The organism is Pseudoduganella violacea (assembly GCF_014191875.1).
Lineage (GTDB): Bacteria > Pseudomonadota > Gammaproteobacteria > Burkholderiales > Burkholderiaceae_D > Rugamonas > Rugamonas violacea_A.
In genome coordinates this window covers 69,714-95,970 of record NZ_JACHXD010000004.1, presented here as the reverse complement: position 1 = coordinate 95,970, position 26,257 = coordinate 69,714, and the positions used below count along the sequence as shown (strand labels likewise).

Genomic DNA, 26,257 nt, shown 5'->3' with positions numbered 1-26,257 from the left:
TCATCCTATGCTGCGCAAGCCTTCGACGATATTCACGCGGGCGGCGCGCAGGGTGGGCGCAATGCCCGCCACCAGGCCCACCGCCACGGCCGACAGCAGTTGCAGGAGCACCGTCAGCGGCGACACCTGGAAGACCGGGAACATGGTGCCCATGGCGGCGGCGAAGGTCGCGGCGACCGGGAATAGCAGCAGGATGCCGAGCGCCGCGCCGGCCAGCGCCAGCAGCATCGATTCGCCGAAGATCAGGGCGGCCAGATAGCCAGGGCCGAAGCCCAGTACCTTGAGCGTGGCGTATTCGGCCAGCCGTTCGCGCGCGCTCATGGCCATGGTATTGGCCATCACCGCCATGATGATGACGATCACCACGAAGGAGACCACGCGGATCGCCACCACGATGGCTTCCGACATGGAGACGAAGCCGAGCTGGAAGGCTTTCTCGGTTTCCGTCAGCGTTTCGGCCAGCGAGTTGCGGAACTGGGCGTCGATGGCGCCGGAGACGGCCGCCGCGTCCTCGGCATGGGCGATCTGCACCACATACACGCCGACCTGGTTGGCGCGGCGCGGGATGCTGCGTTTCACCACCTCGTTGATGTAATCCCAGTGGAAGAACATGGTGGCGGTATTGGTGGTGCTTTGCCGCCCGTCGTAAATGCCGCGCACCACGAATTCCCATTGGCCGGGGAAGATGGTGCCGCGCAGCGGGATGATGTCGCCCACCTTGAAGCCGTATTGCATGGCCAGCTTGCGGCCGACGATGGCGCCCTTGCGGTCGCGCAGGAAGGCGCTGCGCTCGGCTTCCGGCAGCAGGTAGTCGGGATAGATGTCCAGGTAGCTCTTGCCGGAAATGGCGAACTGGGCGAAGAAATTTTTCGGTTCCTGGTAGATACCGCCGAACCAGTTGGCATAGCCGACGCCGGACACGCCGTCCACGGCGCGCACGCGTTCCTGGTAGGACAGCGGCAGCGGAAACACCAGCGAGGTGGCGTTGCGCGTCACCAGGGTGGTGGCCGAAGCGCCTTCCGCGCCAGAGTACCAGGCGTCGACCACGGTCTGCAGCAGGCCGAAGGAGAGCGTGGCGACCACCAGTCCGAGTATCGTCAGCGCCGTGCGCAGCTTGTGGCGCAAGGCGTTGCGGGAGATCAGGCGGAGCAGGTACATGGCGGCGCGGGCGCGGCGTCAAGCCGGCGCGGCCTCCAGTATCAGCTCGCCCTTTTCCAGGTGTACCAGGGTGCGCGCCTGCTGGGCGGCGTGGGCGTCGTGCGTGACCATGATGATGGTCTTGCCCAGCTCGCGGTTCAGGCGGTTGAGCAGGGACAGCACCTCGCCGGCCGAGTGGCGGTCCAGGTCCCCGGTCGGCTCGTCGGCCACCAGCAGGGTGGGATCGGTGACGATGGCGCGCGCAATGGCCACGCGCTGCTGCTGGCCGCCGGACAGCTCGTTCGGCACATGCTCCATGCGGTCGGACAGGCCGACCATGGACAGCGTCATCTCCACCCGTTCGCGCCGTTCGCGGCGCGAAAGCGGCGTCAAAAGCAGCGGCAGCTCCACGTTCTCGAAAGCCGACAGCACCGGCATCAGGTTGTAGAACTGGAAGATGAAGCCCACATTGGCGGCGCGCCAGGCGGCCAGCGCGCTTTCGGACATGCCGGCGATATCCAGGTCGTTGACGCGCAGCAGGCCGCTGTCCGGCTTGTCGATGCCGGCGATCAGGTTCAGCAGGGTGCTCTTGCCCGAGCCGGATGGCCCCATCAGGGCCGTAAAGTCGCCGGCCTGGATGTCGAGCGTGATATCGGTCAGCACCGGCACCACCTGGTCGCCGCGGCGGTAAGACTTCACCAGGTGCTCGATCCGCACCAGCGGCGGCGCGCTCATTTTTTGGCAATGGCCACAGCCTGGCCATCCTTGAGTTTCTCGTCCGGCTTGAGCACGACCTTGTCGCCCGGCTTGACGCCGCCGACCTGCACCAGCTCACCGACCTTGCGGCCCGGCGTGACCACGGTCTGGCGTGCCTTGTCGTCGGCCACCACGAAGACCACGTCGCGTCCATCGCGCTTGACGATGGCGGCCGGCTGCACGGCGGTCAGCGCTTGGCGGTCTTCCGGCGGCACCGCTTTCGACAGGAAGGCCACTTTGGCGCTCATATCCGGCAGCACGCGCGAATCGCGCTCCAGGAAGCGTACCTTCACCAGCAGGGTGGCCTTGCTGCGGTCCACGGTCGGCACCATGCGCGAGACCACGCCGGCCAGGCGCAGGTCGGGGAAGGCGTCGAGCTGGATTTCGGCCGGCTGATCCACCTTGATGCGCGCCAGGCTCGATTCCGAGACATCGGCCTCTACCTCCAGCGTATCCATATCGGCAATGGTGACGACCGCGCCCTTGCTGTCGGCGGCGGAAGAGAAGGGCGTGATGTTGTCGCCCACATTGGCGTTCTTGGTCAGCACCACGCCGTTGAAGGGGGCGCGGATCAGGGTCTGGTCCACCGCCACCTGCGCGGCGCGGGCATTGGCCTGGGCCGCCGCGATGGCGGCGCGCTGGGCAGCGATGGCGGCCTTGGCCTTGTTGTAGCGGGCCTGGGCCGCGTCATGGCTGGCGGCGGCGATGAATTTCTGGTTCAGCAGCTCGCTGGCGCGCTGGAAGGCGTTCTGCGCATCCTGCAGTTCGGCCTGGCCCTGCTCCAGATTGGCGACCGCCAGCTTCACATTGGCCTGGGCCTGGCCCAGCGTGGCGCTGACGTCGCGGTTTTCCAGGCGCGCCACCACTTCGTCCTTCATCACCCGGCTGCCTTCGAGCACGCCCAGCCACTCCAGCCGCCCGGTGGCCTTGGAGGAGAGCGCGGCTTTGCGCTGGGCTACCACATAGCCGGTGGCGTTCAGCACGGTGTAGTTCTGCGAGGGGTAGGCCTGGGCCACGTTGACGGTATCCACATTGACCTTGCCGCCGCCCGGACGCAGCAAGAAGGCGCCGGCGGCCGCCAAGGCCAGCACGATCAGGCCATTGCGCAGCCAGCGCCGGCGCCGCGAGCGCTGGCCCGGCAACTGGGTATTCGCACTGCGTTCTATCTTCAGCTTCGAAAGATCGGGAGCCGTCACGCGCACCTCAGCCGTCAGTGAATATGCTGGAAATATTCCTCTACATTGCTGCGGCTGGCAAGCTTTTCCTATGCAGGCAACAGGGGCAGGCGCAGCTCGAACATGCTGCCCTGGCCCAGTCCCGCGCTGTGGGCGGCGATGCTGCCGCCATGCAGTTCGACGAAGCTGTGCACAATGGCCAGGCCCAGTCCCAGGCCGCCGCGCGAGCGGTCCAGCGCCTGGCGCTCCTGCACGAATTTGCCGAACAGGCGGGACAGCATGTCCGGCGCGATGCCGATGCCGTTATCGCTGATGCGCACCACGGCCCAGCCCTCCTCGGCCACCGCGCACACCTCGATGCGCCCGCCGTTATTGGTGTATTTGACGGCGTTGGTCAGCAGATTGCTAAACACCTGGGTCAGGCGCAGCGGGTCGGCGTTCACCACCAGGCCGCGCGGCGGCACGCTCAGGACCAATTGGTGGTGCCGCTCCTGCACCTGGGCCGCCACCGTTTCCAGCGCCCGCGTGATCAGGGCGGACAGCTCGCAGCGTTCGCGGCGCAGCTCGATCTTGCCCTGGGTGATGCGGGCCACGTCGAGCAGGTCGTCCACCAGCCCCACCAGATGCTGGGACTGGCGCTCGATGACGGCCAGCTCCTTTTCGATATGCGGCACGCCCTTCAGTCGCATCAACTGGGTGGCGCTGAGGATGGGCGAGAGCGGATTGCGTAATTCGTGGCTGAGCATGGCGAGGAATTCATCCTTGGCGCGGCTGGCGATCTCCGCCTCGCGCCGCGCTTGGGCCAGGCGCTCGGCCTCGGCGCGCTCGCCGGCGCGCTGGCGGCCCCGCAGCAGCTGGGACTCGGCCCGCGTCAGCAGCTCGCGCGCGCTGAAGGGCTTGACCAGGTAGTCGTCGGCTCCGGCGTTCATGCCTTCGATGCGCGCCTCTTCGCCGGCGCGGGCCGAAAGCAGCATCACCGGAATGTCTTGCAAGGCCTGGTCGGCGCGCAAGGCCTGGATCAGGCCAAAACCGTCCAGCTGCGGCATCATCACATCGCTCAGGATCAGGTCGGGGCGCTGGCTGCGCGCCGCCGCCAGCGCTTCCTGGCCATTGGCCACGCTATGCACTTGCCAGTGCTGGCGCAGCAGGCGCACCAGGTAGCTGCGCATATCGGCGTTGTCGTCGGCGATCAGGATGCGTGCCGTGCCGGGCGCCGGCAGGAGCCCCGGGCCGCTGGCCGGGCCGCCAGCCGGCGCGCTGTGGACGGCCGCCGCGCCGCCGGCGGCCGGAGCGGCGCCTGGCGTCTCGTCCTCGCCCGGCAGCCAGCGCCGCGCTTCGGCGGTATAGGCTTCCAGCGTGCGGCTGGGAGGATGCTGGACCGCCTCGTCCAGCAGCTGATCGTCCGGCAGATGGGCGCGACCCAGCGGCAGGACGATGGTGAAGCAGCTGCCCTGGTCCAACTTGCTTTCCACTTCGATGCGGCCGTGGTGCAGTTCGACCAGGTCGCGCACCAGGGCCAGGCCGATGCCCGAGCCCTCGAAAGTGCGGGCGCGCACGCCTTCGACGCGGTGGAAGCGCTCGAACAGGCGCGCCTGCTGCGGCCCGTCGATGCCGACGCCGGTATCGCGGATGCGCAGCACGGCTTCCTGGCCGCGCTGCGCCAGTTCCACCGTCACGCTGCCGTCGAAGGTGAACTTGAAAGCATTCGACAGCAGGTTGAGCACGATTTTTTCCCACATCGCCACATCGACCCAGGTTTCGGCCTGCAGGGTTTCGCAGCGCACATGCAGGGCCAGGCCGGCGCTTTCCATGATGGAGCGGAAACCGCTGGCCAGGTCGCGCGTCAGCGCGCACAGGTCGACGCGGCGGTAGCTGGCCTGCATGCGCCCGGCCTGCACGCGCGAGAAGTCGAGCAGGGTGTTGACCAGCTTTTGCAGGCGCAGGGCATTGCGCTGGGCCAGTTCGAGCCGGGCGCGCTGCGGCGGCGCCAGGCGCTGGATGGGATCGGCCAGCGCATCTTCGATGGGCGCCAGCATCAGGGTCAGCGGGGTGCGGAATTCATGGCTGATATTGCTGAAGAAGGCGGTCTTGGCGCGGTCCAGCTCGGCCAATGCTTCGGCGCGGCGCTGCTGTTCCTCGGCGGCCATGGCGCGCTGTACGGCGGCGGCGGCCTGGCCGGCGACCAGCTCGAAAAAGCTGCGGTAGGCGCTGTCCAGCGGCCGCGCCGGACTGACGCCGGCCACCAGCATGCCGATCGGGCGCTCGTAGCCGGGCATGGACAGGGGCAGGGCCAGGCACTGGTGCACGCGCTGGCCGGCCAGACCGAGCGGCAAGCCGGGCAGGGCGCCGATGGCCAGCGCCACCGTGGCGCCTTGTTCGTAGACCTGGGCGAAAGGCCAGGGACAGCCGGGCTGCGGCCGCCGGCCCGCCGCCAGCTCCACCAGGGGCGGCGCCAGCTCGATGCCGGCCGCCACATGGACGGCCTGCGCCAGACGGGCGCTGCCGGTGGCCGGGTCGAACAGATACAGCAGGGCGAAGGGGATGTCGGCCGGGTTTTCGCCGAGCACGGCGGCTGCGGCGGCGCAAGCGGATACGACATTGTCCTGGCGCAGCGTGGTGGCGGCCAGGTCGGACAGCGTGGTCAGGCGGCGCGTGTGCAGATTGGCCGTGGTGACGTCGACGCAGGGACAGAACAGGCCGCCGACCGTGCCGCCCTCGTCCACGATGGGGCTGTAGGTAAAGGCATACCAGGTCTCTTCGCGCCAGTCGCCGCGACTCATGAAGAACTGCGCCTTCTCCACCATGCAGGCTTCGCCGCGCTGGAAGACGCGCTCGGCCAGCGGCCCGCAATAATCCCACAGCTCGGGCCAGACCTCGCGCGCCGGCTGGCCCAGGGCGCGCGGGTGCTTGGCCAGGCTGAGCACGTCGATATAGGCGTCGTTATAGAGGAAGGTGATGTCCGGCCCCCAGCCTATCCACATCGGCTGGGTCGAGTTGAGTATCAGGTTGACGGCGGTGCGCAGGCTTTGCGGCCATTGGCGCAGATCGCCCAGCGGCGTGGACTGCCAGTCGTAGGCGGCGATCAGGCGGCCCATCTCGCCGGGTACCCGGAGGAAGTGCAGGTCGGCGCGATGATCCGCTTCTGCCAGCATGCTGATGGTTGGTGCCAAAGGTTCTCCTGCCTGGGTGGTGATGGAGTGGGGCGCTTGTGCACTTTACGCCGGGCTGTTGCGCAGCACAATATGCGCACGCTAAATTCCGGCGGCCTGGTTTGACAGCGGCCGGCGGCCACCGCATACTCGGACGCATCCGCCGGAGTCTTCCCATGCCTGAAGCCAGCCCGTCCAGTCCGCTTAGCTTGCACGCCGCCCAGCCGCCGCTGCGCAAGGAGTGCCCGCCTGGCGCTTGCGATTGCGAGCGCGAACGGCTGCTGGCCGATCCCGAGGCCGACCGGCGCGTGCTGCGCCTGACCAAGGACGAAGAAAAGCGCCTGATCGAGCGCATCGAGGCAATCGCCAGCCATGCCGAACTGATGCGCGTGGGCCAGCGCCTGCAGGAGCAGCTCGGCGTGTCCCTGAGCATCGCGCCCGGCGGCAACGAGGTGCGCACCATGCGCGGCTTCGTGATCCAGCTGGGCCAGCGTCCCGGCCTGTGCCGCAAGACGCGGCAGGCGGTGCCGGCCGCCGTGCGCCGCTGCCTGGAGCGCCACCCGGAAATCGCCTTCGCCATCCTCAACGCCAACGACTTGCTGGGCGAAAGTTAGGCCTTTCCCCAAGGCATGTCCGCGCAGCAAGCCATGCTGCGTTGCGGTACAATCTCGCCTTTGATTTCCGGCCGTTTTCCCCCATGACTATCCCATCGCCCATCCTGCAAGCCCTCGACCTGGCCCATTCCTCATGGCGGCCGGTCTTGCTGCAGGGGCTGGAAGCGATGGCGGCGGCCAATCCCGCTTATCTGCCGGCGCTGGCAGCCGATGACTACCTGCCCACTGAGATGCGCCTGTTCGCCGCCTTTTCCCTGCCCATGGCGCAGGTGCGTTATGTGCTGGTGGGCGAGGGACCGTATCCGCGCGCCGAGAGCGCGACCGGGGTCTGCTTCATGGACGGGGCGGTGCGCGGCCTGTGGTCGGAAGAGGCCGATGGTGGCCTGTCGAAGCCGGTCAATAAAGCCACCTCCTTGCGCAATTTCATGAAGATGCTGCTGGTGGCCGACGGCCAGCTGGCGCAGGACAATACCGCCGGCGCCGCCCTGGCCGCCGTGGCCAGCCGCGCCCGCGCCGGCGGCGCCATCGCCACCCTGGCCGAGATGCAGGCCCGCTTGACGGAGCAAGGTTTCCTACTGCTCAACGCTTCCCTGGTGTTCCGCGCCCATGTGGCGCCGGCCATCGATGCGCGCGCCTGGCTGCCGTTCTTTGAGACCGTGGTCGCCGCGCTGGCCCCGCAGGCGCCCAAGCTGGTGCTGTGGGGCAAGATCGCTGAGCAGCTGAATAAGTTGCCTACGGTTAAGGATATGCCGCAAATCGTCGCGGAACACCCGTATAACCTGTCGTTTATTGCGAATAAGGACATGCACGCCCTGTTCGGGCCGATGAATCTGCTGAAACCCTGAAATAGTGGGCGGCGGGAACACAAGCAGCTTCCCGCAGGCGGTTTTGGGGTCGCCTGACAAAGATAGCCAAGTTTGATATACTTGACTAAATCGTTCAACTAATCGGGAAATGCGATTGGTTGGGTAGCACGATATTTTAACTGAGTTGAACCGAGGTTGTGATGCGTCTGACCACCAAAGGCCGTTTTGCAGTAACCGCGATGATCGATTTGGCGATGCGCCAGGGCAAAGGCCCGGTCACGCTGTCCGGCATCAGCCAGCGGCAGGCGATTTCGCTGTCCTATCTGGAGCAACTGTTCGGCAAGCTGCGCCGCCACGAAATCGTGGAATCGATCCGCGGCCCCGGCGGCGGCTATAGCTTGGCGCGCCGGGCCGACAAGGTGACGGTGGCCGACATCATTATCGCGGTCGATGAACCGCTCGATGCCACCCAGTGCGGCGGGAAGGAAAATTGCCATGGCGCCGACCACGCCACCGGCGCCCGCTGCATGACCCACGAACTGTGGACCACCTTGAACGAAAAAATGGTCGACTACCTGGATTCCGTGTCGCTGCAGGATCTGGTGGACCAACAGAAGCAAAAAAATGCTGATCAAAACGTGGTCGTCATGCACCGCGCCGCGCTCGGTTAAACAGACGCAGTACTAGTATTGGAGTAATTGATGAACGCCCCTGAAAAGAACGTTGCCCAGGTTGCCCCGGTGGACTTCCACACGGCCCCGCACTTCCCGATCTATATGGATTATTCGGCCACCACGCCAATCGATCCGCGCGTGGCCGACAAGATGATCCCGTATCTGCGCGAACAGTTCGGCAACGCGGCGTCGCGCAGCCATATGTATGGCTGGACGGCGGAAGCGGCGGTGGAAGAGGCGCGCGCCCAGGTGGCGGCCCTGGTCAACGCCGACCCGCGCGAAATCATCTGGACCTCCGGCGCGACCGAGAGCAACAATCTGGCGATCAAGGGCGCCGCCCAGTTCTACAAGACCAAGGGCAAGCACATCATCACGGTCAAGACCGAGCACAAGGCCGTGCTGGACACCGTGCGCGAACTGGAACGCGTCGGCTTCGAAGCGACCTACCTCGACCCGCAGGACAATGGCCTGATCAGCGTCGAGCAGCTGCGTGCCGCTATCCGTCCCGACACCATCCTGGTGTCCGTGATGCTGGTGAATAACGAGATCGGCGTGATCCAGCCGATCGATGAAATCGGCGCTCTGTGCCGCGAAAAGAAAATCATCTTCCACTGCGACGCCGCGCAAGCGACCGGCAAGGTGGCGATCGACCTGCAGAAAACCCCGTGCGACCTGATGACCTTCACCGCGCACAAGACCTACGGCCCGAAAGGCGTGGGCGCGCTGTACGTCTGCCGCAAGCCGCGCGTGCGCATCGAGGCGCAGATGCACGGCGGCGGCCATGAGCGCGGCCTGCGCTCGGGCACCCTGCCGACCCACCAGATCGTGGGCATGGGCGAAGCCTTCCGCATCGCCAAGGAAGAGATGGACAGCGAAATCGCGCGCATCAAGGCGCTGCGCGACCGCCTGGCCCAAGGCCTGCAGCAGATCGAGGAAGTCTATATCAACGGCGATATGGAACACCGCGTGCCGCATAACCTGAACGTCAGCTTCAACTACGTGGAAGGCGAGTCGCTGATCATGGCGGTGAAAGACCTGGCCGTGTCCTCCGGTTCGGCCTGTACTTCGGCCAGCCTGGAACCGTCCTACGTGCTGCGAGCCCTGGGCCGCAGCGACGAACTGGCGCACAGCTCGATCCGCTTCACCATCGGCCGCTTCACGACCGAGAAGGATATCGACTTCGCCATCGAACTGATGAAGTCCAAGGTGAACAAGCTGCGCGAACTGTCCCCGCTGTGGGATATGTTCAAGGAAGGGATCGACATCAATTCGATCCAGTGGGCCGCGCACTGATCGCGCCGCCGTCATACGTTGAATTATTAGGAGCATCAAAATGGCTTACTCGGAAAAAGTACTCGACCACTACGAAAACCCGCGCAATGTGGGCGCTTTCGAAAAGGGCGATGAAACCGTCGGTACGGGCATGGTCGGCGCGCCGGCCTGCGGCGACGTGATGAAACTGCAGATCAAGGTCGGCGCCGACGGCCTGATCGAAGACGCGAAGTTCAAGACCTATGGCTGCGGTTCGGCCATCGCTTCCAGCTCGCTGGTGACCGAATGGGTCAAGGGCAAGACCCTGGACCAGGCGCTGGCCATCAAGAACACCCAGATCGCGGAAGAACTGGCCCTGCCGCCAGTGAAGATCCACTGCTCCATCCTGGCGGAAGACGCCATCAAGGCCGCAGTGCAGGACTACAAGGCCAAGCACGCAGCCTAAACCGGCCACGGAGAAGAGTATGGCAATCACACTGACCGAGAAGGCAGCGAAACACATCAGCCGGTATATCGAACGGCGCGGCAAGGGCATTGGCCTGCGCTTCGGCGTGCGCACTACCGGCTGCTCGGGACTGGCTTACAAGCTGGAATACGTGGATGAATCGGCGGCCGAGGACACCGTCTTCGAGTCGCACGGCGTAAAGGTCTTTGTCGACCCGAAAAGCCTGCCATACATCGACGGCACCGAACTCGATTTCGCCCGCGAAGGCCTGAACGAAGGCTTCAAGTTCAATAACCCGAACGAGAAAGACGCCTGCGGCTGCGGCGAAAGCTTCCGTATCTGACTGGCTGGCCGTGCAAAACCATTTCGACCTCTTTCAACTGCCGCAGCAGTTCGCCGTGGACGGCGCCGCCCTGGACGCCGCCTACCGCGAAGTGCAGAGCCGCGTCCACCCGGATAAATTCGTCAACGCCAGCGACGCCGAAAAGCGCGTGGCGATGCAGTGGGCGACGCGCGCCAACGAGGCTTACCAGACCCTGAAGAATCCGCAGAAGCGCGCGCAGTACCTGTGCGAGTTGAATGGCGTGGACTTGAAGGTGGAGTCGAATACGTCCATGCCGATGGCCTTCCTGATGCAGCAGATGGAATGGCGCGAAGAGCTGGCCGAGGCGCGCGCCGCCAAGGACGCCGACCTGCTCGACAAGCTCGATGGCCAGCTGCGCGGCGCGCGCAAGCTGCAATTGCTGGAAATCGAAACGCAGATCGGCGGCGGCGATTTCCACGGCGCCGCCCAGGGCGTGCGGGCGTTGATGTTCCTCGAAAAATTCGGCGAAGAAGTCCGCTTCGCCTTCGACGCCATCGAAGCCTGATCCATTCAGGCTTGGCGAATGCCGGCGCGCTAGCCGGTGCATACAGAAAAACAGGTTTCACATGGCACTTCTGCAAATCTCCGAACCAGGCATGTCCACCGCGCCGCACCAGCACCGTCTGGCCGTCGGCATCGATCTGGGCACCACCAATTCGCTGGTCGCCACTGTGCGCAGCAGCATCCCCGAGGTGTTGCGCGACGAAGAGGGCCATTCGCTGCTGCCTTCCGTGGTGCGCTACCTGCCGAACGGCCATGCGAACATCGGCTACAAGGCTATGGCGCACCAGACCACCGATCCGCGCAATACCATCGTGTCGGTCAAGCGCTTCATGGGCCGTGGCCTGAAGGACGTGGCTTACGCGGAAAACCTGCCATATGAATTCGTCGACGCGCCCGGCATGGTGCAGCTGAAAACCGTGGCCGGCGTAAAAAGCCCGGTCGAGGTCTCGGCCCAGATCCTGGCCACTCTGCGCCAGCGCGCCGAAGATGCACTGGGCGATGAGCTGGTGGGCGCGGTGATCACTGTGCCGGCCTATTTCGACGACGCCCAGCGCCAGGCCACCAAGGACGCGGCCCAACTGGCCGGCCTGAACGTGCTGCGCCTGCTGAGCGAGCCGACCGCCGCCGCCATTGCCTATGGCCTCGACAACGGTTCGGAAGGCTTGTTTGCCGTGTACGACCTGGGCGGCGGCACCTTCGACATCTCCGTCCTGAAACTGAGCAAGGGCGTGTTTGAAGTATTGTCCACTGGCGGCGATTCCGCGCTGGGCGGCGACGACTTCGACCACCGTCTGTTCTGCTGGATTCACGAACAGGAAAAACTGGCCCCGCTGTCGGACGAGGACACCGCCATCCTGATGGTGAAGGCGCGCGAAGCGAAGGAACTGCTGTCCACCAAGTCCGAAGTGACGGTGGACGCGGTCCTGAATTCGGGCGAGGAAGTGCACCTGCGCATCAGCGCCGAAACCTTCGCCGACATCACCAAGCACCTGGTCGCCAAGACCATGAACGCCGTGAAGAAATCGCTGCGCGACGCCAATGTCGACGCCGACGATATCGACGGCGTGGTGATGGTGGGCGGCGCCACCCGCATGCCGCATGTGCAGCGCGCCGTGGGCGACTACTTCCACACCATCCCGCACGCGAATATCGATCCGGACAAGGTGGTGGCGCTGGGCGCCGCCGTGCAGGCCAATCTGCTGGCGGGCAACCGCGCGGCGGGCGACGACTGGCTGCTGCTGGACGTGATCCCGCTGTCGCTGGGCATTGAAACCATGGGCGGCCTGGTCGAGAAGATCATTCCGCGCAATTCCACCATTCCTTGCGCCCGCGCCCAGGAATTCACCACCTTCAAGGATGGCCAGACCGCGCTGGCGGTGCATGTGCTGCAGGGCGAGCGCGAGCTGGTGTCGGACTGCCGTTCGCTGGCGCGCTTCGAGCTGCGCGGCATTCCGCCGATGGCGGCCGGCGCGGCGCGCATCCGCATCACCTACCAGGTCGATGCCGATGGCCTGCTGTCGGTATCGGCGCGCGAACTGCGTTCGAACGTGGAAGCCTCGATCACCGTCAAGCCGTCCTACGGCCTGGGCGACGACGACGTGGCGCGCATGCTGCAGGATTCCTACAGCGCCGCCGATGCCGATATGAAGGCGCGCGCCCTGCGCGAAGAGCAGGTCGAAGCCGAACGCATCATGCTGGCGACGCAAGTGGCGCTGGACGAGGACACGGCCCTGCTGTCGGCCGAAGAACGTGCCGCCATCGATGCGTTGATGGCCAATACCCGTGCCGTGGTCGAGCAGTCGCTTGCCGGCGCGGTCGACCACCAGGCCGTCAAGGCCGCGGTGGAAGCGCTGGCCCAGGGCACCGAGGAATTCGCCTCGCGCCGCATGGACCGCAGCGTGCGTAGCGCGTTGGCCGGCAAGGCGCTGGACCAGGTAGCATAAATCTGCTGAATATTGAAAGAGGTATCAAGTGCCACAAATCGTAGTCCTGCCCCATGAAAAGCTGTGCCCTGAAGGCGCCGTGATCGAAGCCCCAGCCGGCAAGTCCGTTTGCGACGTGCTGCTGGAGAACGACATCCATATCGAGCACGCTTGCGAGAAATCCTGCGCCTGCACCACTTGCCACGTGCTGGTGCGCGAAGGCTTCGATTCGCTCAATGAAGCGACCGAAACCGAGGAAGACTTGCTGGACAAGGCCTGGGGTCTGGAAGCGGTATCGCGCCTGTCCTGCCAGTCCATCGTGGCGGAAGAAGACCTGGTCGTCGAAATTCCGAAGTACACCATCAACCACGCCAGCGAAGGCGGCCACTGATTGCGGAGCCAGCGATGAAATGGACTGATATTACGGCGATTGCCGAAGCGCTGTACGACAAGCATCCGGACGTGGACCCGACCACGATCCGCTTCACCGACCTGCACAACTGGACCGTCGATCTGGAAGAATTCGACGACGACCATAAGCGCGGCGGCGAGAAGGTGCTGGAAGCGATTCAGCAGGCATGGATCGATGAAGCCAAATAAGAAAGCGGCCGCGCCACTGGCGGCCACCGTGACCGATATCCCTGAAGTGAAGCCCGGCCAGTCGGTCGCGCTGCTGCAGGAGCTGCACATCCTCACGCGCGACGGCAAGCTGAATCAGGACAGCCGCCGCAAGCTGAAACAGGTCTACCACCTGTACCAGTTCATCGAGCCGCTGCTGAAAGAGGTGCAGGCCACGGGCAAGAGCATCTCCCTGGTCGATCATGGCGCGGGCAAGTCCTATCTGGGCTTCATCATCTATGATCTGTTCTTCAAGGCGCTGAGCGACGGTTCGCACATCTACGGCATCGAAACGCGCGAAGAGCTGGTGCAGCGTTCGCAGGAACTGGCGGCCAAGTTCGACTTCCCCGGCATGTCCTTCCTGCCGCTGTCGGTGGCCGAATCGACTACCTCCGATTTGCTGCCGGCGCAGATCGACATCGTCACCGCCCTGCATGCCTGCAATACCGCGACCGACGACGCCATCGACTTCGCGCTGAAGAAGCGCGCCAAGTACATGGTGCTGGTGCCGTGCTGCCAGGCCGAAGTGGCTTCGGTGCTGCGCAAGAACAAGGGCAAGTCTCTGGCTAAATCAGCGCTGACCGAAATCTGGCGCCACCCGATTCACACGCGTGAATTCGGCAGCCAGATCACCAATGTGCTGCGTTGCCTGCAGCTGGAAGCGCATGGCTATCAGGTGAATGTGACGGAACTGGTGGGCTGGGAGCATTCGATGAAGAATGAACTCATCATCGCCACCTACAAGAACCTGCCGCGCCGCCGTCCGAGCGAGCGCCTGCAGGAAGTGCTGGAAACCCTGGGCCTGGAAGAAATGGGTCAGCGTTTCTACAGCAGCCATCTGGAAAAAGCCGAACACGCCGAGGCGGGCGTAGTAGAAGAGTAAATCATGACTGAAGAAACGACGATCCGCCTCTCCAAGCGTGTGGCGGAAATGGTGCCATGTTCGCGCCGCGAAGCCGAGCTGTATATCGAAGGCGCTTATGTGCGCGTCGATGGCGTGCTGGTGGAAGAAGCCGGCGCGCGTGTCGCCGCCCATCAAAAGGTGGAGCTGGCGGCCGATGCCGAGCCGACCGAGATTCCGCCCGTGACCATCGTGATGCACAAGGCGGCCGGCGCCGCGCCGCAGGCGCACCTGAAGGAAGAGGCGCGTTCGGCCGAGGCGCAAAAGCAGCGCTTCCTCAAGCGCCACTTCGTGAATCTGACGCTGGCGCTGCCGATGGACGATATGGCCAGCGGCCTATGCGTGTTCACCCAGGACTACCGCGTGGCGCGCAAGCTGGTGCAGGATGCCGATACGGTGGAGCAGGAAATCATCGTCGATGTCGATGGTGCGATTGCCGAGGATGGCCTGAAACAGCTGAACCAGGGCAGCGCCAAGGTGAGCTGGCAGAACGAAGGCCGCCTGCGCTTCGCCATCAAAGGTCCGAAGCCGGGCCAGATCCGCAAGATGTGCCTGGCCGTGGGCCTGAAAGTCACGGCCATGAAGCGCATCCGCCTGGGCCGCATCGCCATGTCCGGCCTGCCGGTGGGCGAGTGGCGCTACCTGCAGGGCTACGAACGCTTCTAAGCTTTACTGCATATCCTCCGGCGCCGCCGCGCGCGGCGCATAATCCTTGACGAAACGCTTGGGCACTTCGCGGTAGCCCACCCGCTCATAGAACAGATGGGCGGGCTGGCGCCGCATGCTGCTCGACAGCTCCGTATGCGTGCAGCCGCGCGCCTGCGCCCGGGCTTCCGCGTGGGCCATCAGCGCCCGTCCCGCGCCCAGGCGGCGCAAGGTTTCATCCACCACAAAGGCCGACACCACGGCATATTCGCCGGTGGTGCTCAGCGGCAGGACGTAATTCTGCGTCAGCACACCGACGATCTGTCCGGCCACCTCCGCCACCCAGCAATCGCCATCGCGCCGCTCGAATTCGGGCCAGCGCTGTTCCAGGCTGGCGACGGTATTGGGATAGCCGAGCTGCCAGAACAGCGCGGCGATGCGCGGCAGGTCGCCGCGCTGTGCATTGCGTATTTCCATTTGGTCTTTCGATGCGTGTGTGCGTGGAGCAGGGCAGGGAACGGCGCGCTCCCTGCCGCCGGGAATCAGAAGGAGTGGCGCAAGCCGAGATTGAACTCGCGCGTACCGGCTATCGCGCCGGTCTGGCCCGCGACGGGCAAGGTGGCGCTATAGGTATGGTAATTGGCGCCGTTCTTGTTGCTCACTTTCGCCGTGGAGGCGTAGGCGATGGTGCGCTTGGACAGGTCGTAGGTATAGGTCAGCGCCCACTGGTTGGCGTCCTTGTTGGCGACGGTGCGGTCGTTCTTGCGGATATAGCTGGCCAGGATGGTGCTGGAGCCGAAAGGAATCGATGCGCCCAGCAGCAGGTCGCGGCTGTCGGTCGTGCCGGTGCCCTTGTTGCTGCCGCCGATGATGATGGCTTTCACCACGCGGAAATCGTAGCTGCCGCCGATCACGTAGTTGGTGGAATGGTCGGTGGCGTTGGCGTTGTTCTGGCGATGGTAGCCGGCGCGGATGGTCAGCGGACCTTCGGCATACATCACCGAGCTGCCGATATGGCGGTTGGCAGCCTTGTTGTCGGCCACCTCGCCGAAGCCATACAGGATATCGGCCGTCACGCCGTGCAGGGTGGGCGTGGTGTACTTCACCGCATTGTTGACGCGCTTGCCGTTGGTGGCGAACAGATTGCTGCCGGCGCCGGCAAAGCCGTCATCCATCGGCTCCATCAGCTTCCACGCCAGGTATTCGGGACCGTATTGGCGGCCCAGGGTGAGCGTTCCCAGTTCCTTGTTTTTCAGGCCGACGAAAGCCTGGCGGCCGAACAGCAGGCCGCTCTGGTCGGAAGCGCCGGTATCGGCCAGGATGCCCGATTCCAGCGTGAAGATGGTGGACCAGCCGCCGCCCAGGTCTTCCGTGCCGCGGAAGCCGATACGGCTGCCTTGCAGCGTGCCGCTCTGCATCTTGGTGTCGTTGCCGTTGAAGGCGGGCAGGGCGGCCGTCGGCGTATGCGTGCTGGCGGTGGCGCCCGAGGTTTTGGCTACGCTGAGGTCAAGCACGCCGTAGATGCTGACGTTCGATTGAGCCAGCGCGGGGGCGGCACTACAGGCGCACAGGGCGGCGGCCATGAGAGATTTCTTCATTCCTATTCTTCCCGTTGAAAGTGGCGAAGGTGCCAGATTTAGGCGGATTGCCTGAGCGCCGAAGCTTAAACAGGGATTGTTACCAGATCGTGACGTCTAGATGACTGAATGATTTAATGAAAATAGACGTCTAGATGTCATTGTGGCGTCATATTCGCTGGCTAAGATGCGCCGCATCCTGTTCAACTTCATGGAGCTGTGCATGTCTTTCCCCGCTACTCTCAAGCCGCTTGCCCTGGCCTTGACCCTTGGTCTGGGCGCCGCCCTGGCCCACGCCGAAACCACGCTGACCGTGTACAGCGCGCTGGAAGCCGACCAGCTCAAGGCCTACCAGACCCGTTTCGAAGCCGATAATCCCGATATCAAGATCAAGTGGGTGCGTGATTCGACCGGCATCATCACCGCCAAGCTGCTGGCCGAAAAAGCCGCACCGCAAGCCGACGTGGTGATGGGCGTGGCCGCCACCTCGCTGCTGGTGCTCGAAAAAGAAGGCATGCTGCAGCCGTATGCGCCCAAGGACTACAGCAAGCTCAATGCGCGCTATGTGGACAGCGCCAATCCGCCAAGCTGGGTGGGCATGGACGTGTGGGGCGCGGCGGTCTGCTTCAACACCGTGGAAGCGGCCAAGCTGGGCCTGAAAAAGCCGGAATCGTGGAAAGACCTGCTCAAGCCTGAATACAAGGGCAAGATCACCATGCCGCATCCGGTATCGAGCGGCACCGGCTACTTCGACGTGACGGCCTGGCTCACCCTGTTCGGCGAGAAGGAAGGCTGGGCCTTCATGGACAAGCTGCACGACAATATCGGCCAGTACACCCACTCCGGCTCCAAGCCCTGCAAGCAGGCGGCGGCCGGCGAATTCCCGATCGGGATCGCGTTCGAATATCGCGCGGCCAAGCTGAAAGAGGGCGGCGCGCCGCTGGAAGTGATCCTGCCGAAAGAAGGCCTGGGCTGGGACGTGGAAGCCACCGCCATCGTCAAAGGCACCAAGCGCCTGGAAGCGGCGCGCAAACTGGCCGACTGGTCGGCTTCGCGCGCCGCCAATGAGCTGTATGCGAAGAACTTTGCGCTGGTGGCCTATCCCGGGGTGGCCAAGCCGCATCCTGCCATTCCCGCCAACTACGAGCAACTGCTGATCAAGCAGGATCTGAAATGGTCGGCGCGCGAACGCGAACGCATCCTGGCCGAGTGGAGCAAACGCTACGAAGGCAAGGCTGAGCCGAAACAATGAAGCAGAGCGATTTTCCGCTGAGCGGGCAGGAAGCGGCCGGCGTGGCGCGGGGCGGAATGCAGGTCAGTGCGCCCGCGCCGGGCTGGTTGCGCATCGAGGGCGTGAACAAGCGCTTCGGCGCCGCCACGGTGCTGGACGAGATCACGCTCGATGTGCGCCAGGGCGAGTTCCTCTGCCTGCTCGGCCCCTCGGGCTGCGGCAAGACCACGCTGCTGCGCATCATCGCCGGGCTGGAAAAGCAGGACGGCGGCGTGGTGCTGATGGGCGGACGCAATATCGGCGTGCTGCCGCCCGCGCAGCGCGATTACGGCATCGTGTTCCAGTCCTACGCCTTGTTCCCCAATCTGACCGTGGCGGAAAATGTCGCGTATGCGCTGCGCCTGCCGCGCAAGGAGAAAGCCAAACGCGTGGCGCAGCTGCTGGAGATGGTGGAACTGGACGGCAAGCAGGAATGCTATCCCGCCCAGCTCTCGGGCGGCCAGCAGCAGCGCATCGCCCTGGCGCGCGCGCTGGCAACCTCGCCCAGCCTGTTGCTGCTGGATGAGCCGCTGTCGGCACTCGATGCCAAGGTGCGCGAAAACCTGCGCCAGGAGCTGCGTGCCTTGCAGCGCAAGCTGGGCATCACCGCCATCATGGTCACGCACGACCAGGAAGAAGCGCTGGCGATTGCCGACACCATTGCCGTGATGGCCAAGGGCCGCATCGAGCAGGTCGGCACGCCTGAGCAGGTCTACGGTTCGCCGCGCACGCGCTTTGTGGCCGACTTCGTCGGCAGCGCCAACTGGCTGCCCGTCAGGTTGAACGAAGCGGGGCTGGCGACCGTGGGCGATATCTCCTTCGGCCATGACCTGCCGGCCGGCGCGCGCACGGCGCTGGCCTTCTGCCGCCCGGAAGACGTGCGCGTCGAGCCGCATTGGACGGCGGGCGGATCGATGACCATGACCATCGTCGACCGCGTCGATTTCCTGGGCGGCGTGCGGCGGGGCATGCTGTCCCTGTGCGCCGACCGCAGCGTGCAACTGATCGTGGACGTCCCCGCCAGCGAACCTGGCTACGACAGTCTGCAGCCCGGCCAGCGCGTGCCGGTATCGATTCCGCCGCACCGCGTGCGCTTCTTCATGGAGGGCGCGGCATGAGCGCGTCGCTGGCCTGGCCGCGCGGCGCCAGCTTGCGCAGCGCGGACGAGCGCTTCGCGGCCCTGCTGATGTGGGGCGGGGCGGCACTGCTGCTGGTGTTTGTGCTGTTGCCGCTGTCGGCTATCTTCGTCAAGGCGCTGCAGGACCGTTCCGGCGCTTTTATCGGCGCGGCGCAACTGCTGCGCGTGGTGCAGGAGCCGCGCATCGCCATGGCGGCCTGGAACAGCATCCAGATCGCCGTGATGACGGCCGTGCTGGTGCTGCCCGCCGCCTTTGTCTTTGCCTTTGCGCTGACGCGTTCCCGCATCGCCGCCAAACCCATCTTCCGCCTGATCGCCTTGCTGCCGTTGCTGACGCCATCGCTGATGCCCGCCATTTCCCTGGTCTACCTGTTCGGCACCCAAGGCTTGCTGCGCGGCTGGCTGGGCGGGCAAGGCATCTACGGCCCGCTGGGCATCGTCCTGGGCGAGGTGTTCAACACTTTCCCGCATGCGGTGCTGATCATGACGGCCGCCCTGTCCGTGGCTGACGCCCGTCTGTACGAAGCCGCCACCGCCATGGGCGCTAGTCCGCTACGCCGCTTCATGACCATCACGCTGCCGAACGCGCGCTATGGACTGGTCTCCGCCGCCACGCTGGTACTGACCCTGGTCGTGACCGACTTCGGCGTGCCGAAAGTGATCGGCGGCCAGTTCAATGTGCTGGCGCTGGAAGCTTATAAGCAGGTGCTGGGCCAGCAGAACTTCAATCACGGCGCGGTGATCGGGCTCTTGCTGCTGCTGCCCGCCTTGCTCAGTTTTGCCGTCGAACGCCGCGTCAGCCGCCGCCAACAGGCTGCGATGACGGGACGTTCGGTGCAATACCGTCCCAAACCCAACGCCGCGCGCGACATCCCGCTGCTGCTGGCCTGCGGCCTGATCGCCGTCTTCATGCTGGCGCTGGTGGGCGTGGCCATCGGCGCAGCTTTCATCGAGCTGTGGCCGTATAAGCTGCAATTCTCCCTGGTCCATTTCGATTTCGACCAGCAGGATGGCGGCGGCTGGCTGGCCTTCCGCAACAGCCTGACGCTCTCGCTGCTGACGGCCATCGCGGGCAGCGCGCTGATTTTCCTCAATGCCTATTTGATGGAAAAACTGCCTGCCGCGCGCGCCGCGCTGCCGCTGATGCGCTTCGCCGCCATCGTGCCGATGGCTGTTCCCGGCATGGTGTTGGGCCTGGGCTATGTGTTCTTCTTCAACGCGCCGGGCAATCCCTTGCATGGCCTGTTCGGCGGCATGGCGATCCTGGCCGCTTCCGCCGTGGCCCACTTCTATACCACCGGCCACCTCGCGCTGACCACATCGCTGCGCCAGATCGACGGCGAAATCGAAGCGGCGGCGCGTACGCTGGGGCGGCCCTGGTGGACCTGCTGCCTGCGCGTCAGCCTGCCGATCGTGCTGCCGTCGCTGCTGAACGTCTTCCGCTACCTCTTCGTTTCCAGCATGACCACGGTGAGCTGCGTGATCTTCCTTTACAACGCCGATACCGTGCTGGCATCGGTCGCCGTGCTGAATATGGACGACGCGGGCGACACCGCCGCCGCAGCCGCCATGGCAACACTGATCGTCGCCACCTCGGCCGCTATATCGCTGGCCCTGAACGCGCTGGGCTGGTGGTGCGAGCGGCGCACCCAGGCCTGGCGCGGCCATTGAACACCTTCTTCTCTAAACCTTATGCAAAGTAGAACCATGCAAGCACCTCTGTTATTGACTCCCGGTCCCCTGGTCACGTCCGCGCTCACCAAGAGCGCCATGCAGCACGACTGGGGTTCCTGGGACAGCGACTTCAACGCCCTGACCGCGCGCGTCGGCCAGCGCCTGCTCGCCATCATCGACGGCGCCGATAACTACACCTGCGTGCCGATGCAAGGCTCCGGCACGTTCGCCGTGGAAGCGGCCATCGGCAGCCTGCTGCCGCAGAGCGGCAAGCTGCTGGTGCTTGCGAATGGCGCCTACGGCCTGCGCATGGCCCAGCTCACGCGCCAGATTGGGCGCCAGGTCATGGTGGCCGACTTCGGCGAAACCTCGCCGGTCGATCCGGCCGTGCTGCGCCGTTATCTGGAAGCCGACGAGAGCATCACCCACGTTGGCGTGATCCATTGCGAAACCAGCACCGGCATCCTGAATCCGATCGAAGCGATCGCGGGCGAAACGGCGAGCCTGGGCCGCAAACTGATCATCGATTCCATGAGCGCTTTCGGCGCGCTGCCGCTGTCGGCGCGCAATCTGCCCTTCGAAGCGGTAATCGGCTCCTCGAATAAATGCCTGGAAGGCGTGCCGGGCATGGGCTTTGTCCTGGTGCGCACCGAAGCGCTGGAGCAGGCTGAGGGCCGTTCCCATTCGCTCTCGCTAGACCTGTACGCGCAGTGGCGCTATATGCAGAAGACCGGCCAGTGGCGTTACACGCCGCCGACCCATGTGGTGGCGGCCTTCGATTCCGCCATCGCCCAGTACGAGGCGGAAGGCGGCCAGCCGGCACGTCTGGCACGCTACCGCGCCAATTGTGAAACCCTGATCGCCGGCCTGAAGGACATCGGTCTCGCGTCCTTCCTGCCTGCCGAGATCCAGGCGCCCATCATCGTCACCGTGCATGCGCCCAAGCATCCGGCTTGGAATTTCAATGAGTTCTATCAGCGTGTGAAGGCGCGCGGCGTGATCCTGTATCCGGGCAAATTGACTGCGGTCGAAACCTTCCGCGTCGGCTGCATCGGCGCCATTGACTCCAGCGATATGCGCCGTGGTCTGGCCGCCATCGCCGCCGTGCTCGACGAAATGGGCATGCGCCAATAATCAAAACAAGGAGAACAGCAATGCAACGCAATACCGAACAAAGCCCGGCCTATCGCGGCCCTCTGCAAGCCGTGGTGTGCGACTGGGCCGGCACCCTGGTCGATTTTGGTTCCTTCGCGCCGACCCAGGTGCTGATCGACGCCTTCGCCGGCTTCGGCATCGAAGTCTCGCTGGAAGAGGCGCGCCGCCCCATGGGCCTGGCGAAATGGGATCATATCGAAGCGCTGGGCAGGCAGGATGGCGTGGCCGCGCGCTGGCTGCAGCGTTTCGGCGCGCCCATGCAAAGCAGCGACGTCGATGCGATCTACTCCAACTTCCTGCCGCTGCAGATCGAGCGCGTGGGGCATTACTCTGATCCCATCCCCGGCGCCATCGATGTGCTGACGCAGCTGCGCCAGCGCGGCATGCGCATCGGTTCCTGCTCCGGCTATCCGCGCGTGGTGATGAATCGTCTGCTGGAAAAAGCGAAAGCGGACGGCCTGCTGGTCGATCACGCCGTCGCCACCGATGATCTGGCGGCGGGCGGCCGCCCCGGCCCGTGGATGGCGCTGGACAATGTGGTCAAGCTGGGCGTGCCGGCCGTAGCGGCTTGCGTAAAGATAGACGATACCGTGCCCGGCATCGCCGAAGGCTTGGCGGCCGGCATGTGGAGCGTGGGCCTGGCCTTGTCCGGCAACGAGATGGGCGTGACGCAAGCCGAGCTGGCGGTCCTGTCGCAGGAAGAGCGCGCGCAACGCGCCGAGGCGGCGCGGCAAAAGCTGCTCGGCGTCGGCGCCCATTACGTAATCGACACCATCGCCGATCTGCCGGCCGTGATCGAAGCCATCGAAGCCCGTTTGCGCGAGGGGGAAAGGCCTTGATGCCGGCAGCGCGGGGCAGGCAAATATGCGACAATCCGAGCGAAGATTTTTTGTGTCCGCCTGATACTGGAGTGTAGCTGCATGCTTGAAAACGCGATCGTCCGGCAAGCCGGCACCACGGTCTGGAAGCAGATCCAGGCCACGCTCGCCGACGAAGTGATGGCGGGCCGCCTGAGCGGCCGCCTGCCCAACGAAACCGCGCTGGCCGAGCGCTTTGCCGTCAACCGCCATACGGTGCGGCAGGCGGTCAAGGCGCTGGTGGAGCAGGGCATCGTGGAAGTCGTGCATGGCCGCGGCACCTTCGTGCGCGAGGACTTCCTCGACTACCAGATCGGCCGCCGCACGCGTCTGGCGCATAGCGTGGTGAAAGCGCGCCGCGTCGGCAAGAGCGAAATCCTGAACTGGGAAGCGCTGCGGCCCACGCCCGAAATCGCCGGCATGCTGGAGTTGTCGGCGCGCGCCCGCACCCTGGCCGTGAATTCGCTCGACGTGGTCGACGGCAAGGTGATCGGCGTCTGCACCCAGTACTTCCCGCTGCCGCGCTTCGAAGGCTTCGGCGAGGCCTATGCCAAGGCGGGCAAGACGCATCTGGCGCTGGCGCAGTTCGGCGTGCAGCAGTTCCAGCGCCGCTTAAGCCGCATTACGGCGCGCCTGCCCAGCCTGGAAATCGCCCAGCGCCTGGGGCAGCCGGTGTCGCAGCCCATCCTGTATGTGGAAACGGTGTATGTCGATCAGGACGACAAGCCCTTCGAATACGGCATCTCGAATTTCAGCAGCACGGCGGTGCAGCTGGTGATCGAACCGGATTGAAGGGAGACAGCGCCGCCGGCGGCGGCGCGATGCGGGATCAGGCCTTGGCTTCTTGCGCCTTGGCCTTTTTCTTTTCCAGCTTGGGCAATTGCACCATGCGCGTGCCGGCGATCTTATCGTGCAGGAACTGGCGGTCCTTGTCGAAGAAGGCGGTCAGTGACCACAGTAGCACGCCGCCGAACAGGGCGTACAGCGCATGCCATTTTTCCAGGCCTAGCGCGTAGTCCAGCAGCAGGGCGGGCAGCACCCACATCCAGCTCGCCAGATAGCGCAGGGTCGCCACCTTGAGCGGCACATTCGCCTGGCCCGGCATCACCACTTTCAGGCGCCAGGTCTGCATCGCCAGGGTTTGGCCCTTGCGGCTCCACTGGTGGATGAAGTAGGCGCCCAGGATCAGGAAGGCCAGCGCCTGGCGCAGATGTTCGACCACCGCCGTGTGGCTGGCGCCGCTGATCATTTCAAAAACGAGGAATGGCAGGAACAACACGGCGAACGCCAGCAGCACTTCATACACCATCGAAATCAGGCGGCGCTTGATGCTTGGATTGGTGACGATGACGGGCGTGGCTTTATTTGCTGACATTGGGCGGTACGGCCGGAGCGGCATTAAGTGGTACGGAGGCTGCCGTCGCCGCCGAGGCGGCGCCGCTGGCGTCGGCAGGAATGCCGGCCGTTGCCGGGGCGGCCGCCGCCGCGGGCACAGGGCCGGCGCCCGGATACGAGCCGGGGATCACATTCACCGCGCCCGGCGTCGTGGCGGCGGGCGGCACGGTGCCGACGGCCGGATTGGGCTGCGGCGCAGGCGCCACGGCGCCCGGTGCATGCGGCTTGATCGGCGGCGGGGTTTTCATCTTGCTCTGGGCCGGCGTCGGCGGCTTGGCGACCTGCGGCTTTTTGGCGGCGGCGGCGTCGGCCAGCTTCTTCTTCTGCTCCTGCGGCAGCTGCTGGTATTCCTCCCACTGCGCGGCCTTGGCCTGCTTGCCGGATGTGATTTTCTGCGCGCGCGAGAAGTTCTCGCGCACCACCTTGCGTTCGGCCGGGGTCAGACGCGCCCATTCGCGCATGCGCTCATGCACGCGCTGCTGCTCGTCCGGCTTCATGGAGGCGAAGCGGTTGGCGATCTCGATCCATTTCTGCTTGCGCACCGGTCCCAGGTCGTCCCAGCCGCTTTGCAGCGGCGCCAGGGCGCTTTGCTGGGCGGGCTTCAGGTCTTTCCAGTACGGCTTGTCGCCCACGGCCGGCTTGGCCGCGCCCGGCGCGACGGCAGGCGGCGCGGCCACGGTATGCGGCATATTGGCGCTGGATGCGGCAGAGGGAGCAAGGGCGGGTGCGGCCTGGCGGGTTTCACCCACCCAGGCGGCGGCCAGCGCGGCGGCCACGAGGGCGCCAGCACCGGCAATCAGGTATTTGCTGCGACCGGAAACACGCGTCATTGCTTACTGTCCGCGGGTTTCGAGATAGGCGTGGAAACCGTCGTCCAGATAGGCCGACAGCGGCAGCTCGTCGGACAGCACGGCGGCGTCCAGTTCGGCCAGTTCGGCGATCGATTGCTGCTGCTCGTACTGGAACACGCCCATCAGGCCGCCCACCAGCAGCATCAGGGGCAGGGCCACGCTGAAGCGGTTAAACCAGCCCAGGGGATTGGCGAAGAAACCATGGCCGCCACCGGCCACGGCCGGCGCGCTACGCACAACGCGTACGGGAACATGCGCTTTTTTGCGGGCAAGGGCGGCCTGACGCGCGGCGGCCAAGCGGTCGCTGGTGGCGGCCGGCAGGTCGTCGAGCTTTTCGTTGAGCGCATGGCGCACTTTGTACGCGAAATTCAGGTCTTCGGTATTCATAGTTTTATCCCCTTGGCTTTGAGCGATTCGGCGAGAGTGTGAGTTGCTCGTGAGCAATGCGTTTTCACGCTCCCTTCGGAACATCCCATCGCTTCGGCGGTTTCTGCCACGTCCATGTCCTGCCAATAACGCATGAGGAAGGCTTCCCGTTGACGCGCTGGCAGCTTTTGTACTTCATCTTCAATGACTTGCAAGACCTGCATGCGCTCGACCTGGTCGGCGCTCGATTCCGCTGCCTGGGAACCGTGTTCGGCCTCGTAAGATTCAAGTATATCAAAATCCTCATGCTCGTCCGAGCTGGGGCCGAGGCCGGAAAACAGGCTGACCCAGGTGTTGCGCACCTTTTCGCGGCGGAAGAAATCGAGGATGGTGTTTTGCAGGATGCGCTGGAACAGCAGGGGCAGCTCGGCCGCCGGCTTGTCGCCGTATTTTTCGGCCAGCTTGATCATGGCGTCCTGGACAATATCCAGAGCCGCTTCGTCGCGGCGCACCGCGTACACGGCTTGTTTATAGGCACGCCGCTCGACGTTCTCCAGGAAATCCGATAATTCTTTGTCTGTGGCCATGCGTCGGGAAGCGTGCGGCGGCAGAAGAGGCCGCTGTTGAGGTCAGTCTAAACTGTGCGCATCCTAGCAAAAAATGACTCATTCCGCATGTTTTTTCCACGTTTTCCACGGCGCAAAAGCGGGAAATGCGCAATTTCAACAATAATTCTTGACCAAAATTGTGCAACGCAGTACCGTATGAATCGCTTTGCACACCACGAAGCGCCCCGGAAGTACCGCAGCAGGCACACAAAGCCGCCATGGTGCATCCAGCTTTCATTTGTCAGCAGTTTGCTCTAACCCGCGCCACAAGCGCGAGAGGTTTGCGCGAGTGCTGCAGAAACTCCGGCCAAACGAGTTGCGTTGAGCTGTGTCTTGTACCTTGCCTACGGTCAAGGGAAGGGATGCCGCGACCGCAGAAAGAAG

General features: G+C 64.7%; 28 protein-coding genes. 18 read left to right on the top strand and 10 right to left on the bottom strand.

Annotation, left to right across the window (positions count from 1 at the left end; all coding sequences use genetic code 11):
- The 4 genes from FHS03_RS08850 to FHS03_RS08835 form a co-directional block, all read right to left on the bottom strand.
- Positions 1-1,158, bottom strand: a complete 1,158-nt coding sequence (locus FHS03_RS08850; RefSeq protein WP_183440639.1) for an ABC transporter permease — start codon at positions 1,156-1,158, stop codon at positions 1-3.
- A gap of 18 nt (positions 1,159-1,176) precedes the next feature.
- Entirely contained in the window at positions 1,177-1,872 is a 696-nt protein-coding gene (locus tag FHS03_RS08845; protein ID WP_183440638.1) for an ABC transporter ATP-binding protein, read from the bottom strand.
- On the bottom strand, positions 1,869-3,089 hold the full coding sequence (locus tag FHS03_RS08840) for an efflux RND transporter periplasmic adaptor subunit (RefSeq protein WP_183440637.1): 1,221 nt from the start codon (positions 3,087-3,089) through the stop codon (positions 1,869-1,871). Before FHS03_RS08840 ends, FHS03_RS08845 begins: the two co-directional genes overlap by 4 nt.
- Positions 3,090-3,157: 68 nt before the next feature.
- The gene (locus FHS03_RS08835; RefSeq protein ID WP_183440636.1) at positions 3,158-6,238 is read right to left on the bottom strand and encodes an ATP-binding protein; all 3,081 of its coding nucleotides are present in this window, start codon (positions 6,236-6,238) and stop codon (positions 3,158-3,160) included.
- 155 nt (positions 6,239-6,393) lie between these two features.
- Here FHS03_RS08835 and FHS03_RS08830 point away from each other — a divergent pair, with 155 nt between their 5' ends.
- The 12 genes from FHS03_RS08830 to FHS03_RS08775 all read left to right on the top strand — a co-directional run bounded on the left by FHS03_RS08830 (position 6,394) and on the right by FHS03_RS08775 (position 15,003).
- A complete protein-coding gene (locus FHS03_RS08830) occupies positions 6,394-6,831 on the top strand; it encodes a hypothetical protein (protein WP_183440635.1) in 438 nt (145 codons plus the stop codon).
- Between the two features lie 83 nt (positions 6,832-6,914).
- Positions 6,915-7,676, top strand: coding sequence for a uracil-DNA glycosylase family protein (locus FHS03_RS08825; RefSeq protein WP_183440634.1), 762 nt, complete (start codon positions 6,915-6,917; stop codon positions 7,674-7,676).
- Between the two features lie 161 nt (positions 7,677-7,837).
- A complete protein-coding gene (gene iscR / locus FHS03_RS08820; RefSeq protein WP_050406900.1) occupies positions 7,838-8,308 on the top strand; it encodes a Fe-S cluster assembly transcriptional regulator IscR in 471 nt (156 codons plus the stop codon).
- A 30-nt stretch (positions 8,309-8,338) separates the two neighbouring features.
- Entirely contained in the window at positions 8,339-9,604 is a 1,266-nt protein-coding gene (locus tag FHS03_RS08815) for an IscS subfamily cysteine desulfurase (RefSeq protein ID WP_176347013.1), read from the top strand.
- 40 nt (positions 9,605-9,644) lie between these two features.
- Entirely contained in the window at positions 9,645-10,028 is a 384-nt protein-coding gene (gene iscU / locus FHS03_RS08810) for a Fe-S cluster assembly scaffold IscU (protein WP_050406902.1), read from the top strand.
- A 19-nt stretch (positions 10,029-10,047) separates the two neighbouring features.
- A complete protein-coding gene (gene iscA / locus FHS03_RS08805) occupies positions 10,048-10,371 on the top strand; it encodes an iron-sulfur cluster assembly protein IscA (protein ID WP_176347014.1) in 324 nt (107 codons plus the stop codon).
- A gap of 10 nt (positions 10,372-10,381) precedes the next feature.
- Positions 10,382-10,897 carry a Fe-S protein assembly co-chaperone HscB gene (gene hscB, locus FHS03_RS08800; protein WP_050406904.1) on the top strand — a complete coding sequence of 172 codons (516 nt, stop codon included), beginning with the start codon at positions 10,382-10,384 and terminating at the stop codon, positions 10,895-10,897.
- A gap of 61 nt (positions 10,898-10,958) precedes the next feature.
- Complete coding sequence (hscA, locus tag FHS03_RS08795; protein ID WP_183440633.1) at positions 10,959-12,839, top strand: Fe-S protein assembly chaperone HscA; 1,881 nt, start codon at positions 10,959-10,961, stop codon at positions 12,837-12,839.
- A 28-nt stretch (positions 12,840-12,867) separates the two neighbouring features.
- Positions 12,868-13,209 carry an ISC system 2Fe-2S type ferredoxin gene (gene fdx / locus FHS03_RS08790; RefSeq protein WP_183440632.1) on the top strand — a complete coding sequence of 114 codons (342 nt, stop codon included), beginning with the start codon at positions 12,868-12,870 and terminating at the stop codon, positions 13,207-13,209.
- A gap of 14 nt (positions 13,210-13,223) precedes the next feature.
- Positions 13,224-13,418 (top strand): Fe-S cluster assembly protein IscX, encoded by a 195-nt coding sequence (gene iscX, locus FHS03_RS08785; protein ID WP_183440631.1) that lies wholly within the window; start codon positions 13,224-13,226, stop codon positions 13,416-13,418.
- Positions 13,405-14,319: a class I SAM-dependent methyltransferase gene (locus tag FHS03_RS08780; RefSeq protein WP_183440630.1), complete on the top strand. Its 915-nt coding sequence runs from the start codon at positions 13,405-13,407 to the stop codon at positions 14,317-14,319. Before iscX ends, FHS03_RS08780 begins: the two co-directional genes overlap by 14 nt.
- A gap of 3 nt (positions 14,320-14,322) precedes the next feature.
- Positions 14,323-15,003 (top strand): RNA pseudouridine synthase, encoded by a 681-nt coding sequence (locus tag FHS03_RS08775; protein ID WP_183440629.1) that lies wholly within the window; start codon positions 14,323-14,325, stop codon positions 15,001-15,003.
- A gap of 3 nt (positions 15,004-15,006) precedes the next feature.
- Here FHS03_RS08775 and FHS03_RS08770 read toward each other — a convergent pair whose 3' ends face one another.
- Both FHS03_RS08770 and FHS03_RS08765 read right to left on the bottom strand, forming a co-directional pair.
- On the bottom strand, positions 15,007-15,459 hold the full coding sequence (locus FHS03_RS08770; protein ID WP_183440628.1) for a GNAT family N-acetyltransferase: 453 nt from the start codon (positions 15,457-15,459) through the stop codon (positions 15,007-15,009).
- Between the two features lie 65 nt (positions 15,460-15,524).
- Complete coding sequence (locus tag FHS03_RS08765) at positions 15,525-16,580, bottom strand: porin (RefSeq protein WP_183440627.1); 1,056 nt, start codon at positions 16,578-16,580, stop codon at positions 15,525-15,527.
- Between the two features lie 202 nt (positions 16,581-16,782).
- Between FHS03_RS08765 and FHS03_RS08760 the strand changes: the two genes are divergently transcribed.
- The 6 genes from FHS03_RS08760 to phnF all read left to right on the top strand — a co-directional run bounded on the left by FHS03_RS08760 (position 16,783) and on the right by phnF (position 23,445).
- Positions 16,783-17,811: a putative 2-aminoethylphosphonate ABC transporter substrate-binding protein gene (locus FHS03_RS08760; protein ID WP_183440626.1), complete on the top strand. Its 1,029-nt coding sequence runs from the start codon at positions 16,783-16,785 to the stop codon at positions 17,809-17,811.
- A complete protein-coding gene (locus FHS03_RS08755) occupies positions 17,808-18,947 on the top strand; it encodes a putative 2-aminoethylphosphonate ABC transporter ATP-binding protein (protein WP_371871635.1) in 1,140 nt (379 codons plus the stop codon). The genes FHS03_RS08760 and FHS03_RS08755 overlap by 4 nt, the downstream gene beginning before the upstream one ends.
- Positions 18,944-20,638 carry a putative 2-aminoethylphosphonate ABC transporter permease subunit gene (locus tag FHS03_RS08750; protein WP_183440625.1) on the top strand — a complete coding sequence of 565 codons (1,695 nt, stop codon included), beginning with the start codon at positions 18,944-18,946 and terminating at the stop codon, positions 20,636-20,638. The genes FHS03_RS08755 and FHS03_RS08750 overlap by 4 nt, the downstream gene beginning before the upstream one ends.
- 36 nt (positions 20,639-20,674) lie before the next feature.
- Positions 20,675-21,775: a 2-aminoethylphosphonate--pyruvate transaminase gene (locus FHS03_RS08745; protein ID WP_183440624.1), complete on the top strand. Its 1,101-nt coding sequence runs from the start codon at positions 20,675-20,677 to the stop codon at positions 21,773-21,775.
- Between the two features lie 20 nt (positions 21,776-21,795).
- Complete coding sequence (gene phnX, locus FHS03_RS08740) at positions 21,796-22,635, top strand: phosphonoacetaldehyde hydrolase (protein WP_183440623.1); 840 nt, start codon at positions 21,796-21,798, stop codon at positions 22,633-22,635.
- Positions 22,636-22,716: 81 nt separating this feature from the next.
- Positions 22,717-23,445 (top strand): phosphonate metabolism transcriptional regulator PhnF, encoded by a 729-nt coding sequence (gene phnF, locus FHS03_RS08735; protein WP_183440622.1) that lies wholly within the window; start codon positions 22,717-22,719, stop codon positions 23,443-23,445.
- A gap of 37 nt (positions 23,446-23,482) precedes the next feature.
- Here phnF and FHS03_RS08730 read toward each other — a convergent pair whose 3' ends face one another.
- Genes FHS03_RS08730 through FHS03_RS08715 form a run of 4 tightly spaced genes read right to left on the bottom strand, consistent with a single transcriptional unit; the run spans position 23,483 to position 25,852 of the window.
- Positions 23,483-24,028, bottom strand: coding sequence for an RDD family protein (locus FHS03_RS08730; protein WP_183440621.1), 546 nt, complete (start codon positions 24,026-24,028; stop codon positions 23,483-23,485).
- Positions 24,015-24,878: a DUF3106 domain-containing protein gene (locus FHS03_RS08725; RefSeq protein WP_183440620.1), complete on the bottom strand. Its 864-nt coding sequence runs from the start codon at positions 24,876-24,878 to the stop codon at positions 24,015-24,017. The genes FHS03_RS08730 and FHS03_RS08725 overlap by 14 nt, the downstream gene beginning before the upstream one ends.
- 3 nt (positions 24,879-24,881) lie before the next feature.
- Positions 24,882-25,286, bottom strand: coding sequence for a DUF3619 family protein (locus tag FHS03_RS08720; RefSeq protein ID WP_050406916.1), 405 nt, complete (start codon positions 25,284-25,286; stop codon positions 24,882-24,884).
- Entirely contained in the window at positions 25,283-25,852 is a 570-nt protein-coding gene (locus tag FHS03_RS08715; protein WP_183440619.1) for an RNA polymerase sigma factor, read from the bottom strand. The genes FHS03_RS08720 and FHS03_RS08715 overlap by 4 nt, the downstream gene beginning before the upstream one ends.
- Positions 25,853-26,257: the final 405 nt, after the last annotated feature.